Genomic DNA, 14,996 nt, shown 5'->3' with positions numbered 1-14,996 from the left:
CCTAACGGGTGTTTTCCGGGTGGTCCCACGCCGTCGAGCCTTGATGGAAACGCTGGCTGAAGCGCGACGAGTTGAAAATCCGGCGCACCCAACCGATTGGTACCAACACCACAGCGAACAACAGCAACGAAAGCAACCTGAGCATGGCCATATCTCCTGAATGAAAAGTGAGTGAGCGATCAGTCCAGCGGAATCTCGTTGCGCCAGTCGACCTCTTCGACGAACTCCGGCTGGGTCTTGCGCTCGAGAATGAAGCTTCCCAGCACCAGCACATCCATCTCGGTGCGCATGAAGCAGGCGTAGGCCTCTTCCGGCTTGCACACGATCGGTTCGCCCCGCACGTTGAACGAGGTATTGACCAGCACCGAGCAGCCGGTGCGTTTCTTGAAACTGCGCAACAGGTGGGTGAACGGCGCGTTGTTTTCCTCGGTCACGGTCTGTACCCGCGCCGACAGGTCGACGTGGGTGATCGCCGGCAACTGCGAGCGGATCGAGTTGATGCTGCCCAGGCCGCGCTCGGGACCGCCGGGCTTGCGCGACTCGTCGGTCTTGATCGAGTCGGTGACCTGCGAAACCATCAGCATGTACGGGCTCTTCTCGCAGATGTCGAAGTAGGACTGGGCGTCCTCGTCCAGCACCGCCGGGGCAAAGGGCCGGAAGGATTCGCGGTACTTGATCTTCAGGTTCATGGTGCGCTGCATCTCGGGATTGCGCGGATCGCCGAGGATCGAGCGCGCGCCCAGGGCCCGCGGGCCGAACTCCATGCGCCCCTGGAACCAGCCGACCACGGCGCCGTCGGCCAGGTGCCGGGCGGTTTCGTCATACAGCTCGTTATTCTCGAAGCGCCGGTACGGGTACTGGTTGGCGTCGAGGAACGCCTGGATCTCTTCATCGCCGAAGCCCGGCCCCAGGAGGCTGCCGCTCATGGCGTCGAGCTTCTTGCTGCCCAGGTGCGGACGACCGGTGCGCTTGACCGAATAGTCCATGGCCGCGCCCAGGGCGCAACCGGCGTCGCCGGCCGCGGGCTGGATCCAGATCGAGTCGAAACGTCCGGAACGGCTGAGCACACCGTTGGCCACGCAGTTGAGTGCCACGCCGCCGGCCAGGCACAGGTTGCGATAACCGGTCTGGCGCACGGCCGCGGTGGCCAGGCCCAGCACCACTTCCTCGGTCACCAGCTGCACCGAGGCCGCCAGGTCGCATTCGCGCTGGGTGATCGGGCTTTCCGGCTTACGCACCGGGCCACCGAACAACTCCTCGAACGCTTCGCCGACCATGCGTTCGCCACGCAGGTACTCGAAGTACTTCATGTTCAGGGTGAAGGAGCCGTCCGCACGGATATGGATCAGTTCCTTGCGGATTTTGTCGGCATAGATCGGCCGGCCATAGGGCGCCAGGCCCATCAGCTTGTACTCGCCGGAGTCGACCTTGAAACCGCAGTAGTAGGTGAAGGCCGAGTAGAACAGGCCGACCGAGTGCGGGTAGGAAATCGAGTTCATCAGGTCGAGCTTGGAACCGTCGCCCTTCCAGATCGTGGTCGAATGCCATTCACCGATGCCGTCGATGCACAACACCGCGGCCTGCTCGAACGGCGACGGGAAAAACGCCGCCGCGGCGTGGGAACGGTGATGCTGCGAAGCGACCGTGAGCGGCCCGGTGCCGCGCCCCAGTTCCTCGAGCTTTTCGTCGATGAACTTGAGCACGTTGAGCTTCCAGCGGATCCACTCCGGCATGGTGCTGATAAAGGTGCGCGCGCCGCTGATGCCGCCGCTGGCAAAGGACGAGATCATCCGCGAGAACTTTTCCTGCGGGTCTTCGTAGTAGACCACCGCGGTCAGCTCGTCGAGGCCGATCCCCTCGGCGTCCAGGCAGTACTTGATGGCGTTGGCGGGAAAGGCCGCGTCGTGCCGCACCCGTGTAAAGCGCTCTTCCTGGGCCGCAGCCACTGGCACCCCGTCCTTCACCAGCGCCGCAGCGCTGTCGTGATAGAACGCCGAAATCCCTAATACGTAAGTAGCCATTTAAACGCTCATCCTCATAGCTTCATGCCAATCCATGGAAAGATTTCCCTGTGTCTGTGCACAGTCCGTCATCCGTGCAACCAACTTGAGACCGGCAGGCTTTTCAATGCCGGAATCAACGACACCACCAACAACACACTCATTGAAATATTGAACAGCCGCAGCCGGTTCGGCTCGCTGAGAAAACGCCGCAGGTACCGCCCGAACAGCACCCAGACCATCGAGCAGGGCGAACCGAAGAGAAAGAAGATCAGCGCGATCAGCAGGATCTGCGCACTGTAGGAACCCACCGGCGTGGTGTAAGCCAGGACCGCGCCCACCGCCATGATCCAGGCCTTGGGGTTGACCCACTGGAACAGCGCCGCCCCGGTGAAACCCAGTGGGCGCCCGCCCTGGTCGTTCAGGTCGACCGTGGGCGCCGTGGCGATCCGGTAGGCCAGGTACAGCATGTACAGCGCGCCGATGACTTGCAGGATGTCGTGCAGGCTGGGATAGCGATGGAATACCGCGCCGGCACCGAGCCCCACCGCGATCAGCATCAGCGGGAAGCCGATGTTGATGCCCGCGACGTGGCGCAGGGTGCGGCTGATGCCGAAGTTGACCCCGGAGGACATCAGCATCACGTTGTTCGGCCCCGGCGTCACGCAGGTGGAGATCGCGAACAGGATGATGGCGTAATAGTCCAGACTCTGCATGCCCGCGTCCCCGCTCACCGATAGTCTTCAAGGGTGCCGCGGCGACGGATGTCGACCGACACGCAGTGGAAACCGCCACTGAGGCTGCGGGCGTGGCGCATTTTCAGGGGGGCCACGTCGACTCCGTGTTTTTCCAGGGCGCGGATCAGCGGCAGCTGCTGGTCGTTGATCACCGCCAGCCCCGGGTTGACCATGATGAAGTTCATGCCCTGCCAGATCGAGGCGCGCGGGTAGGACCAGCAATAGCCGGTATCGACCATGTCCGGCGCCCAGATGATGTCCCAGTTCTTGAACAGCGCCGGCACCTGGTCCTTGCGGATCCGCTCGGGGCACAGCACCACCAGCCCCGGCCGGACCACGGTAATGGTGGTGTCCAGGTGGGTGCCGTCGTACACGCCGCTCACCGGGTGCACCCGGTAGCGCTCGCCCAGCACCCGCTGCAACCACTGGCAGCCCAGCTCGTTGCCGCTGCGCGAGACCAGGTAGAGGATGTCCTCGCCGACCCGGATCACGTTGGCCGCATCGAAGATCGGCTCCTCGTTGGCGATGATCGAGCCTTCCTTGGGATTGATCCGGTAGGTGCTGTCCAGCAGTTGCGGCTTGGGCGCGGAAATCCAGTTGGAGCCGCTGGCAAAATACTCGGCCAGGTGCCGGCGATAGGCGAACGGCTCCAGGTAGCGACTGCGCAGGGCCATCGGCGCCTCGATGATGGTCTGGCCGATCGGCAACAGCACATCCCGCGGGCAGTAGTTGTATTCGCCGTCGGTCTTCCAGGCACTGGTGCCGAATACCGCACGGTGATCGGTGACGTCCGGGCGCCGCACCTTGACCCCGTGGGAGCGCAAGAAGGCGGCGAAGGCATCCAGGTCCTCGCCGGCCTCTTCGATGACCTGTTGCGGGTACGGGCCGGAGGGAATGTCTTCGATGTAGTCATGCTGCTCGCTGTAATCCAGGGCGAACAGCCCACGGTCCGCGCGAGGGACCTGGGCGCCCTGCGCAACGCCGACGATCATTTCTTCCAGCGGGTCCCACTCGTTGTGCACATTGACCAGAGACATTGACACTCCTTGAGGTTCAGGCCGTTACACCAACCGCCGCGGCCGGGACAATGGGTTCGTGATGGAGCAGCGCCTGGTCCTCGCCCTGCGCCTTGCCCCGGGGCAGGACCGCACCCGCGGAGCCGATGCCCAGGCGTTGCAGCCAGGAGGTCAGGCGGTCCGGCATCGGCGCCAGGGATTCGTAGCCGACCCGCACTCGCTGCCAGTGCGCTTCCAGCTCCGCCGGTGTCGTGGCGGCGATCTGGCGCATGTAGGCGTCGATGGCATCCACCGCCCAGGCCGAGTGCCCGGTGGTGACGTTGTCGATGGTGTTGTGCAGGTCGACGAAGGCCGTGCTGAAACCGTAATGCCGCAGGAAGCGCCGGGCCGAACGGTAGCTGCCGCCCACGCCCGAGAGTTCCATCGCCAGGTTCATGCCGAGGATTTCCGGCATGAAGGTGACCGGCATCTTGCCCAGGCACAGCCAGTAGACCGGCAGGCGGAACGACGCCTCGCGCAGCCGGGGGTCCTCGGCGAATTCGCGGGCCCCGGTAGGCGCCAGCTCCAGGCCCATCTGGCGCAAGCCGTCGCGGTAGATCTTCGGATGGTTGAGGGCATAGGAACCGTTACCCAGCTCATCCCAGTAAGTCTGGAACAGCGCGTAGCCGACATGGGAGGACGCCAGCCCCAGGTCGGTGAAGCCCTGCAGCCAGGCGCCGTCGATCAGGGTCAGCGGCGCCAGTTGCAGCGTCGAGTCGACGATTTCCTCGCGCGACGGCATGGCCGCCGGGTCGCTTTCCTCGAATTCCTGGCCGTGGCGGTCGTGCTTGTCCAGCAGCCACTCGCGCAACACGCCCACATTCCAGGTCTCGGGCAAGGTGCGTTCGGAATTGCGCAGCGAGCGCCGCGACTGCTCCAGCCAACGTTTCACATAAGCCTCGGCAAAGGCCTGGGTACGTGGCCCCAGTGCCCGGCCCTGAAGGACGAAGTAGGCATCGCGCAGGCTCTTGGGCCATTGGCCCTGCTCCTGCGGGTCCTGGCCCAGCGCCTGGGGCACCACCCCGGCAGCCTGGCTCGGCGCAGCGGCGGCGACTGCCTCTGTAGATTGGATCGGGCCGGACAAGCCATCGATCCATTTGCGGATGACGTTCAGGTCGGCCTCGCTGAAGATCCGGAACATGCGCCCGTTGGGTGCCACCAGGGTGTTGACCAGCAGGCTCTTGTCGGCGTTGCCGGGCACGATCAGGCGGCTGCGCGAAAGCATTTCCAGCAGCGGAACGGGATCGACCTGGGCCTCGCGCAACCATTGCGCAAGGCTGCGGCCTTCCATCTTGTAATCCTGGTGATAGACCGCGCCGGCCCGGGCCATGCGCTGGATCATCCGGCCCATCAGGCGCTCGGGCGATACCGCGGCCCGGCAGTGCACCAGCAGCCGCTCGTTGAAGCTCTGCAGCGCCGCGAACAGCCATTGGGCGCCTGCCTCCAGCTGCAAGCGGCGAATGCCGCCCTGGCCGGCGACCTGCTCGCAGACCCACTGGGAAAGCTCCAGCGCAGAGCCGTCCGCGCTACCATCCAGCTGGTTCAGGTCGAGTCGGCGGGTGTCCAGTTGCTGTGCGTCCAACGCCGCCCACCAGGGGCCCAGCCCAAGGACGCGCCAGGCGTAGTCGATCCCGCACAGGGTGTCGCCAAAGGCGTCGCTGCGGCGGCTGACCGCTTGCAGCAAGGCCGGCAATTCGAACAGTTCGTCGGGCAGGTCGGGGAGCGTGGACAGTTCGAACGGCGACACCGCATAAGCCGTCAGTCCGGCCTGCACCAACAGTGATTTGAAGTGATCGGCGCGCGAGGCCAGGGGCCGTCCGACGCCGACGTCATGGGCCAGCAGCTCCATGAGCTTGAGCTGGGCGCTGTCCTCGAAGACTCCGGGGGCACTCATGCCTTGCAGCCAGCAGCCCAGCACCGAGGCCAGTGGCGCCGAGTGCACCAGCAGGGCCTCGGTGAATTCCTTCTGGTTGCCCAGTTCCGCAGCCTGGCTGGCCAGCTCGCGATAGACCTGGGCCTGCTCGTCACGCCAGTGCTCGATCTGCGCGCGCAGCCCTGCCAGGCTGCCCGTGCCGGCCTCTCCCGGCGCGGCCAGCCCCATCAGACGCCGGACACTGACATCCCCCAGGAAGCTCTCGGGGTTGCTGACTGATCGATAGAACTGGCGCCACATACTGTTTACTTCCCTTCCAGGTTGGAGACCGAGGCAATCCATTGCCGGCCCTCAGTCATCGGCAGGCAATGACCGAGGGTGTCGAGATCAGAACATCGGGTAGATCGAAGAGTCCGGCTTCTTCTTTTTCTTCTTGCCGAAGAGGCGCTGGAACAAGTTCTTGATGTAGCTCATGGCAGACTCCTTTAAAGAACATCGAGGATGATTTTCGAGACGAAATCGTTCCCCTGGTCGGTGAAGTGAATACGGTCGACGAACAGCCACTGCTCAGGCCGCAGGGCCTCGGACAGCAGCGGCGTAATGTTCACGAAACGCACGCCCATCTTCTGCGCGCCTTCGCGCAGGCGGGCGGCATAGGCCTCGCAGACGCTGGGTTGCAGGATGTCGCCATAGACTTCGCTGAAACTGCCGGCGCGATCCAGTTCGGCGAACAGCTGTTCTTCCTCGTCGCAGCCCTTCTCCCGGACCCAGCCGGCCAGCGGCTGCAGGATGAAGGTCAGCTTGGCGCCCATGTCGGCCGCCAGCGCCCGCCAGGTGTCCAGATGACGCAGGGTCAGGTCGGCGGCGTATTCGATCTGCTCTTCCATGCTCGGTGGCGGCTCGGGCGTCGGCTCCTCTTCCTTGCCGAGCAGGGCACGGAGCATGCCGCGCTTGGGCGCCTGGGACTCCGGACGCATGGCGTCGAAGAACTGATTGCAGTTGAAGAAGGCGCCATGTTCGCCACGGCTGCTCTGCGGCTGGCGGGCCAGCCCCAGGTTGTTGAACCCGGAGAACAGCACGATCTCGTCGACCTTGGGCAACATGTGGCGGTAGAGGGTGAAGAGCGTCAGCTCCTGGGTCGAGTTGAAGCTGCGCCCGCCAAAGTTGATCCAGGGCCGGCTGTCCGGGTCGTTCTCCGCCAGTCGCGACGGTAGCGTCCACGCATCCGAACTGGCGCCGATGCCAAACACCGTCGAGCTGCCGGCCAGCACCCGCACGCTCTTGGCGTGGCGACTGTTGGCCACCGAATACTGTATGCCCAGCAATTCCGAATAGCGGAAGCCCGAGGCATCTGTATTGACCACCTCCGAACGGTGGTCGGTCGGGTGGAAATACATCAAGTAGGGAAGCCAGCGAACTTCACCGCCGTCGGTGAACTTCTGTTCGTACTCAGCCATCTGCGGAGTCAGTTTGATCCTTGCTGTCATTACCCTGCTCTTCCTTGAGAAATCATCGTCTAAAGTAGCTTGAGGGGGAGAAGCCCGTTACTCGCTGCCTGGGAGATTCTGAATGGCGCTGCGGCTGTATCTAAAAACAACCAGTACAGTGCGATGCGGGCCATCTTCCCAAAGGCAATGACTGTCTTATAGGTACACGCTCTAGGATTTTTCTCAGTACAGATTGCCTTTTCACCCTGAAAAATTTTCAAAAAAAGTGAAATCTGTAACTTTTTATACGACAGATGAGTCGCTACAGTCCCCCGCATGACTCGATACCTGAATCTCGCCGAATACATCAGCAGCCGCATTGAGCAAGGGTTGTACGGGCCGGGGGAGCGTTTGCCCTCGGTCCGGGCCCTGAGCCTCGAGCATGGCGTCAGCCTCACCACCGTCCAGCAGGCCTATCGGGTCCTGGAAAGCTCCGGACTGGCTATTCCCAAGCCCAAGTCGGGGTATTTCGTCCCGGCCGGCCGCCGCTTGCCGGAACTGCCGAAGATGGGACGGCCATCGCTGCGGCCTGTGGATATCTCACAATGGGACCTGGTGCAGGACCTGATGCGCCAGGAACAGAACATCCAGGCCGTGCAACTGGGCTGCGGCATGCCGGACACCACCGCGCCGACCCTCAAGCCGTTGCTGACCGCCCTGGCGCGGATCAGCCGGCGCAGCGACAGCCCAAGCCTGCAATACAACCACCTGCAAGGCGTGCTGACCCTGCGCGAGCAGATCGCCCGCCTGGGCGTGGATTCGGGTTGTCGCCTGACCCCTGCGGAAATCGTCGTCACCAGCGGTTGTCAGGAGGCGCTGTCGATCGCCATCCGCGCGCTGTGCGAACCCGGCGATATCGTGGCCATCGCCTCCCCGTGCTTCCACGGCATCATCCAGCTGCTCAAGGCCGCCGGCCTCAAGGCCCTGGAGATCCCCACCGACCCGGTCACCGGCATCAGCCTGGAAGCCATGGAAATGGCCCTGGAACAATGGCCGGTCAAGGCCATCCAGCTCACGCCAAACTGCAACAATCCGCTGGGCTACATCATGCCGGACGACCGCAAGCGCGCGATGATCCGCCTGGCCCAGCGCTATGACGTGCCGATCATCGAAGACGATATCTATGGCGACCTGGCGTTCCGCTACCCACGGCCACGGACCCTGAAATCCTTCGACGAGGACGGCCGGGTGCTGCTGTGCAGTTCGTTCTCCAAGACCCTGGCGCCGGGCCTGCGGATCGGCTGGATCGCGCCGGGGCGCTACCTGCCGCAAGTGCTGCACATGAAATACGTCGGCTCCGGCACTACCGCGACCCAGCCGCAGCTGGCGGTCGCCGAATTCATCGCCAAGGGGCATTACCTGCCGCACCTGCGACGGATGCGCAAGCAGTACCAGCGGCACCGCGACCTGATGACCGAGTGGGTCAGCCGCTACCTGCCGGAAGGCACCCGGGTCAGCAAACCCCAGGGCGGGTTCACCTTATGGGTGGAGTTGCCGGACGAGTTCGATACCTACACGCTGAACCGGCTGCTGGAGGCCGAGGACATCCAGATCGCCAACGGCAATATCTTTTCCGCCGCCGGCAAGTACCGTAATTGCCTGCGGCTGAACTTCGCCGGCGTGCCCAACCGCAAGATCGAACAGGCGATCAACAAGATCGGCCTGGCGGTCGCGCAACTGCTGCCCTCCTGACCCTCGCCGCACCCGCGGCGAGGGCTCATCGCTGGCTCAGGCCCGGGCCGCGCGCCACAGCTTGCCGGCCAGCGACACCACCACCAGCACCACCGCACCGGCAACGATGCCGGCCACTGCGTTGAGCAGCGTCGGCATGATCAGCGAAACCCCGCCAAGCGCCTCGGCCGTCCGCGCCGTGATCGCCTCGATCCCGTGGTGCAGCGCCGGCACGCCGTGGGTCAGGATGCCGCCGCCAACCATGAACATGGCCGCGGTGCCGATCACCGACAGGCTTTTCATCATGTAGGGCGCCGCGCGCAGGATCGCCCCGCCGATGCTTTTCGCCACCTGCCCCGGCTTCTGCGTCAACCACAGGCCCAGGTCGTCGAGCTTGACGATACCGCCCACCAGGCCATACACGCCGATGGTCATGACGATCGCGATCCCCGAAAGCACCACCACCTGCTGCATCAACGGCGCGTCGGCGACCGTGCCCAGGGTAATGGCGATGATCTCGGCCGAGAGGATGAAGTCGGTGCGGATCGCCCCCTTGATCTTGTTCTTCTCGAAAGCCACCAGATCGGTCGCCGGGTCTGCCACGGCGTCGATCAACTGCTGGTGCTCGGCCTGGTCCTCGGCCTTGCTGTGCAGGAACTTGTGAGCGAGCTTTTCAAAGCCCTCGAAGCACAGGTAGGCGCCGCCGAGCATCAGCAGCGGCGTGACCAGCCAGGGTGCGAAGGCACTGATGGCCAGCGCCGCGGGCACCAGGATCAGCTTGTTCAGGAACGAGCCCTTGGCCACCGCCCAGACCACCGGCAATTCGCGTTCGGCGCGCACCCCGGAAACCTGCTGGGCATTGAGCGCGAGGTCGTCCCCCAGTACCCCTGCGGTCTTCTTCGCCGCCATCTTGGTCATCAGCGCCACATCGTCGAGTACCGCGGCAATATCGTCGATCAGCACCAGCAAACTGCTTCCAGCCATGGATCAGGGTTCCTTGAGGTCATGAATGTGGCGAAGCATAACGCGCAACGCAGGCTCGCGGGGGCCATTCTTGAGCCTCGCGCAAAGCCGGTGCTACCATGCCCAACCGCCCGAACAGGCAAGGAATCACCTGGTTTATGAGCACCATCCGCGAGCGCAATAAAGAACTGATCCTGCGTGCCGCCAGTGAAGAGTTTGCCGACAAAGGCTTCGCTGCGACCAAAACCAGCGATATCGCGGCCAAGGCGGGGTTGCCCAAACCCAACGTCTACTACTACTTCAAATCCAAGGAAAACCTCTACCGCGAGGTCCTGGAAAGCATCATCGAGCCGATCCTCCAGGCGTCGACCCCGTTCAACCCCGACGGCGTGCCCAGCGAAGTGCTGAGCGGCTACATCCGTTCGAAGATCCGCATCTCCCGCGACCTGCCCTTCGCCTCCAAGGTGTTCGCCAGCGAGATCATGCACGGCGCACCGCACCTGAGCCCGGACCAGGTGGAGCAGCTCAACGCCCAGGCCAAGCACAACATCGATTGCATCCAGACCTGGATCGACCGCGGCCAGATCGCGCCCCTCGATCCGCACCACCTGATGTTCAGCATCTGGGCCGCGACCCAGACCTACGCCGACTTCGACTGGCAGATCTCGGTGGTGACCGGCAAGGCCAAGCTGGACGAGTCCGATTACGAAGCCGCCGCGCAGACCATCGTCCGCCTGGTGCTCAAGGGCTGCGAACCGGATCGATAGATCGCGTCGCAGCCCAGGCGCTACACCTCAGGCGCTCACCCCCGCATCCGCCCGCAACCCCTGCGCCTCGATGGCGCTGATCGCGCATTGTTCGTCGATGTCCGAGGTGTCGCCGCTGATGCCGATCGCGCCGATCACCCCACCCTCCTGATCCCGGATCAATACCCCACCCGGCGCCGGCACCACGCTGCCCTGCCCCAGGCTGTTGAGCGCGGCGATGAACGCCGGCCGTTGCTGCGCGTCCAGCGCCAGCAGGCGCGATCCCTTGCCCAGGGCGATCGCCCCCCACGCCTTGCCGATGGCGATCTGCGGCCGCAACAGGCTGGCTCCGTCCTCACGCTGCAAGGTCACCAGGTGCCCGCCGGCATCGAGTACCGCAATGGCCAGGGGAGCCGCACTGATCTCGCGGCCGCAACTGATGGCCTTGCCGGCCAGGCTGACTGCAACTTTCAAGGTTAAAGCGCTCATGGGTGCCGTCCTTATTTTGTTATTGGGAAAACCGTGGGTGTTCCGATAGGAAGACCGATGCAACAAATAGAGCACAATAAAATTTATTTTTGTATACAATAATTTTCGCAAAACCCTGAATCCGACGAAAAACCCGCGCCTTATCGGCATCGGACGAACGCATTCAAGCGTCAGAGAAAATGGATTGACCTGCGGCGCTTGCCGTGAATACACTCTGCGCAAAGCCACTTGTATACAATTACAAAACGTAAGAGGCACAAAACCATGAGCAAAATGAGAGCAATCGAAGCCGCCGTTCTGGTGATGCGCCGCGAAGGGGTCGACACCGCTTTCGGTATCCCCGGTGCCGCCATCAACCCGCTGTACTCGGCCCTGCAAAAGGTCGGCGGCATCGATCACGTCCTCGCTCGCCACGTTGAAGGCGCCTCGCACATGGCCGAGGGCTACACCCGCACCAAGGCCGGCAACATCGGCGTGTGCATCGGCACCTCCGGTCCCGCCGGCACCGACATGGTCACCGGCCTGTACAGCGCCTCGGCCGACTCGATCCCGATTCTCTGCATCACCGGCCAGGCCCCCCGCGCGCGCCTGCACAAGGAAGACTTCCAGGCCGTCGATATCACCAACATCGTCAAGCCGGTCACCAAGTGGGCCACCACCGTGCTGGAGCCGGGCCAGGTGCCCTACGCCTTCCAGAAAGCCTTTTATGAAATGCGTTCCGGGCGCCCCGGCCCGGTCCTGATCGACCTGCCGTTCGACGTGCAGATGGCCGAGATCGAATTCGACATCGACGCCTACCAGCCGCTGCCGCTGGCGAAGCCGTCGGCGACCCGGGTCCAGGTGGAAAAGGCCCTGGCCCTGCTGGACCAGGCCGAACGCCCATTGCTGGTAGCCGGTGGCGGCATCATCAATGCCGACGCCAGCGAGCTGCTGGTGGAGTTCGCCGAACTGACCGGCATCCCGGTGATCCCGACCCTGATGGGCTGGGGCAGCATCCCCGACGACCATCCGCAGATGGTCGGCATGGTCGGCCTGCAGACTTCCCACCGCTACGGCAACGCCACCCTGCTCAAGTCGGACGTGGTCCTGGGTATCGGCAACCGCTGGGCCAACCGCCACACCGGTTCGGTGGACGTCTACACCGAAGGGCGCAAGTTCATCCACGTGGACATCGAGCCCACCCAGATCGGCCGCGTGTTCACCCCGGACCTGGGCATCGTCTCCGACGCCAGCTCGGCCCTCACCGTGTTCATCGAAGTCGCCCGCGAATGGCAAGCCGCCGGCAAGCTGAAGAACCGCAGCGCCTGGTTGCAGGACTGCCAGCAGCGCAAGTCGAGCCTGCAACGCAAGACTCACTTCGACAACGTGCCGGTCAAGCCGCAGCGCGTGTATGAGGAAATGAACCAGGTGTTCGGCAAGGACACCTGCTACGTCAGCACCATCGGCCTGTCGCAGATCGCCGGCGCGCAGTTCCTGCATGTGTACAAGCCACGCCACTGGATCAACTGCGGCCAGGCCGGCCCGCTGGGCTGGACCATCCCGGCGGCGCTGGGGGTGGTCAAGGCCGATCCGAGCCGCAAGGTGGTCGCGCTGTCGGGCGACTATGACTTCCAGTTCATGATCGAAGAACTGGCGGTGGGCGCGCAGTTCAAGCTGCCGTACATCCACGTGGTGGTGAACAACTCCTACCTGGGCCTGATCCGCCAGGCCCAGCGCGGTTTCGACATGGACTACTGCGTGCAGCTGTCCTTCGACAACCTCAACGCACCGGAACTCAACGGCTATGGCGTGGACCACGTCGCGGTCGCCGAAGGCCTGGGATGCAAGGCCCTGCGGGTGTTCGAGCCATCGGCCATCCAGCCGGCCCTGCGCCAGGCCCAGGAAATGCTCGAGCAGTTCAAGGTGCCGGTGGTGGTGGAGATCATCCTCGAGCGGGTCACCAACATCTCGATGGGCACCGAGATCAACGCGGTCAACGAATTCGAAGACCTGGCGCTGGTCGGCAACGACGCCCCCACCGCGATTTCCCTGCTCGACTGACACCCCTGAGTAGCCGCTGCCGAAGGCGCCTGGAGCCTTTCATAGCCCGCGCCAGCGGCTACAGGGATCGCAACTTCCACAGGAGACCACCATGCCGCGTTTTGCCGCCAACCTGTCCATGCTGTTCACCGAACAGGACTTCCTCGCCCGCTTCAAGGCCGCCGCCGAAGCCGGCTTCAGCGGTGTCGAATACCTGTTCCCCTACGACTTCAGCTCCGCCCAGATCAAGGCGCAACTCGACGCCCATGGCCTGACCCAGGTGCTGTTCAACCTGCCGGCCGGCGACTGGGCCAAAGGCGAGCGCGGGATCGCCTGCCTGCCCGACCGGGTCGAAGAATTCCGCGCTGGGGTCGACCTGGCCATCGCCTATGCCCAGGTGCTGGGCAATACCCAGATCAACTGCCTGGCCGGCATCCGTCCGCAAGTCGTGGACGACGCCACGGTGGAAAGGACCTTCGTCGCCAACCTCAGGTACGCCGCCGAGAAACTCCAGGCCGCGGGCATCCGGCTGGTGATGGAGGCGATCAATACCCGCGACATCCCCGGCTTCTACCTGAACAACACGGCCCAGGCCCTGTCGATCCGCGAGCAGGTCGGCAGCGCCAACCTGTACCTGCAATACGACATCTATCACATGCAAATCATGGAGGGCGACCTGGCCCGGACCCTGTCCGGCCACCTGGACGCGATCAACCATGTGCAACTGGCGGACAACCCCGGGCGCAACGAACCGGGCACCGGCGAGATCAACTACCGCTTCCTGTTCGAGCACCTGGACAAGATCGGCTACCAGGGCTGGGTCGGCTGCGAATACAAGCCGCTGACCACCACCGAGGCCGGTCTGGGCTGGCTCAAGAGCCACAACGCAATCTGATCGGGCACCACGTCATCGTTCATCGCGGGCAAGCCTCGCTCCTACAAGAGCACGCCCTGCCTGTAGGAGCGAGCGGGCGGCGATCCGACTTGCCCGCGAGACGGATGCCTTGGCACCCCGCAACCTTATAGAGCAATAAAAAGAGGATTTTCTCATGGCTAAAATCGGATTCATCGGCACCGGCATCATGGGCCACCCAATGGCTAGCAACCTGCAGAAGGCCGGCCACAGCCTGTTCCTGTCCCAGCACCACGACAAGGCGCCAGCCGACCTGGTCGCCGCCGGCGCCATCGCCCTGGCCAGCCCCAAGGAAGTGGCCCAGGAAGCCGAGTTCATCATCGTCATGGTCCCGGATACCCCCCAGGTCGAAGACGTGCTGCTGCGCGCCGACGGCGTCGCCGCGGGCGTAGGCCCGGGCAAGATCGTGATCGACATGAGTTCGATCTCGCCGACCGCGACCAAGGCCTTCGCCGCGAAGATCAACGAGAAAGGCGCGCAGTACCTGGACGCCCCGGTGTCCGGCGGCGAAGTCGGCGCCAAGGCCGCGACCCTGAGCGTCATGGTCGGCGGCGACAGCCAGGCGTTCGACCGCGCCCTGCCGCTGTTCCAGGCCATGGGCAAGAACATCACCCTGGTCGGCGGCAACGGCGACGGCCAGACCGCCAAGGTGGCGAACCAGATCATCGTCGCCCTGAATATCCAGGCGGTAGCCGAGGCCCTGCTGTTCGCCGCGAAGAACGGCGCCGACCCGGCCAAGGTGCGCGAAGCGCTGATGGGCGGCTTCGCTTCCTCGAAGATCCTCGAAGTGCACGGCGAACGCATGATCAAGGGCACCTTCGACCCGGGCTTCCGCATCAGCCTGCACCAGAAGGACCTGAACCTGGCCCTGCAAGGCGCCAAGGAACTGTCGATCAACCTGCCGAACACCGCCAACGCCCAGCAAGTGTTCAGCACCTGCGCGGCCATCGGCGGCAGCAACTGGGACCACTCGGCACTGATCAAGGGCCTGGAACACATGGCGAACTTCTCGATCCGCGACAAGTAACCCCGCCGTTACCTGG

General features: G+C 64.0%; 13 protein-coding genes. 5 read left to right on the top strand and 8 right to left on the bottom strand.

Annotation, left to right across the window (positions count from 1 at the left end):
• Position 1 precedes the first annotated feature (1 nt).
• The 6 genes from TO66_RS33615 to TO66_RS08450 form a co-directional block, all read right to left on the bottom strand.
• A complete protein-coding gene (locus TO66_RS33615; RefSeq protein ID WP_171820071.1) occupies positions 2-145 on the bottom strand; it encodes a hypothetical protein in 144 nt (47 codons plus the stop codon).
• 34 nt (positions 146-179) lie between these two features.
• Entirely contained in the window at positions 180-2,021 is a 1,842-nt protein-coding gene (locus tag TO66_RS08470) for a carbamoyltransferase (protein ID WP_044461911.1), read from the bottom strand.
• A 68-nt stretch (positions 2,022-2,089) separates the two neighbouring features.
• Complete coding sequence (locus TO66_RS08465) at positions 2,090-2,716, bottom strand: LysE family translocator (protein WP_044465974.1); 627 nt, start codon at positions 2,714-2,716, stop codon at positions 2,090-2,092.
• 14 nt (positions 2,717-2,730) lie between these two features.
• Positions 2,731-3,774 (bottom strand): inosamine-phosphate amidinotransferase, encoded by a 1,044-nt coding sequence (locus TO66_RS08460; protein WP_044461910.1) that lies wholly within the window; start codon positions 3,772-3,774, stop codon positions 2,731-2,733.
• Positions 3,775-3,790: 16 nt separating this feature from the next.
• On the bottom strand, positions 3,791-5,965 hold the full coding sequence (locus TO66_RS08455) for an iron-containing redox enzyme family protein (protein ID WP_044461909.1): 2,175 nt from the start codon (positions 5,963-5,965) through the stop codon (positions 3,791-3,793).
• Between the two features lie 185 nt (positions 5,966-6,150).
• On the bottom strand, positions 6,151-7,152 hold the full coding sequence (locus TO66_RS08450) for an inducer of phenazine A (protein WP_044461908.1): 1,002 nt from the start codon (positions 7,150-7,152) through the stop codon (positions 6,151-6,153).
• Positions 7,153-7,428: 276 nt separating this feature from the next.
• Here TO66_RS08450 and TO66_RS08445 point away from each other — a divergent pair, with 276 nt between their 5' ends.
• The gene (locus TO66_RS08445; RefSeq protein WP_044461907.1) at positions 7,429-8,844 is read left to right on the top strand and encodes a PLP-dependent aminotransferase family protein; all 1,416 of its coding nucleotides are present in this window, start codon (positions 7,429-7,431) and stop codon (positions 8,842-8,844) included.
• Between the two features lie 36 nt (positions 8,845-8,880).
• Here the strand turns inward: TO66_RS08445 and TO66_RS08440 are convergent, their stop codons facing one another.
• Positions 8,881-9,807, bottom strand: coding sequence for a DUF808 domain-containing protein (locus TO66_RS08440; RefSeq protein WP_044461906.1), 927 nt, complete (start codon positions 9,805-9,807; stop codon positions 8,881-8,883).
• A 137-nt stretch (positions 9,808-9,944) separates the two neighbouring features.
• On the opposite strand from TO66_RS08440, the gene TO66_RS08435 reads away from it, so the two are divergent.
• Entirely contained in the window at positions 9,945-10,553 is a 609-nt protein-coding gene (locus TO66_RS08435; RefSeq protein WP_044461905.1) for a TetR/AcrR family transcriptional regulator, read from the top strand.
• Between the two features lie 27 nt (positions 10,554-10,580).
• Here the strand turns inward: TO66_RS08435 and TO66_RS08430 are convergent, their stop codons facing one another.
• Positions 10,581-11,021 (bottom strand): heme-binding protein, encoded by a 441-nt coding sequence (locus tag TO66_RS08430; RefSeq protein ID WP_044461904.1) that lies wholly within the window; start codon positions 11,019-11,021, stop codon positions 10,581-10,583.
• A 264-nt stretch (positions 11,022-11,285) separates the two neighbouring features.
• On the opposite strand from TO66_RS08430, the gene gcl reads away from it, so the two are divergent.
• The 3 genes from gcl (at position 11,286) to TO66_RS08415 (ending at position 14,980) form a co-directional block, all read left to right on the top strand.
• The gene (gene gcl / locus TO66_RS08425) at positions 11,286-13,061 is read left to right on the top strand and encodes a glyoxylate carboligase (RefSeq protein WP_044461903.1); all 1,776 of its coding nucleotides are present in this window, start codon (positions 11,286-11,288) and stop codon (positions 13,059-13,061) included.
• A gap of 91 nt (positions 13,062-13,152) precedes the next feature.
• Positions 13,153-13,935, top strand: a complete 783-nt coding sequence (gene hyi / locus TO66_RS08420; protein ID WP_044461902.1) for a hydroxypyruvate isomerase — start codon at positions 13,153-13,155, stop codon at positions 13,933-13,935.
• A 154-nt stretch (positions 13,936-14,089) separates the two neighbouring features.
• The gene (locus TO66_RS08415; RefSeq protein ID WP_044461901.1) at positions 14,090-14,980 is read left to right on the top strand and encodes a 2-hydroxy-3-oxopropionate reductase; all 891 of its coding nucleotides are present in this window, start codon (positions 14,090-14,092) and stop codon (positions 14,978-14,980) included.
• Positions 14,981-14,996 lie beyond the last annotated feature (16 nt).

This window comes from Pseudomonas sp. MRSN 12121 (assembly GCF_000931465.1).
Taxonomy (GTDB): domain Bacteria; phylum Pseudomonadota; class Gammaproteobacteria; order Pseudomonadales; family Pseudomonadaceae; genus Aquipseudomonas.
Note: the sequence above shows the minus strand (reverse complement) of the source record. Positions and strands in the feature narration are given on the sequence as shown.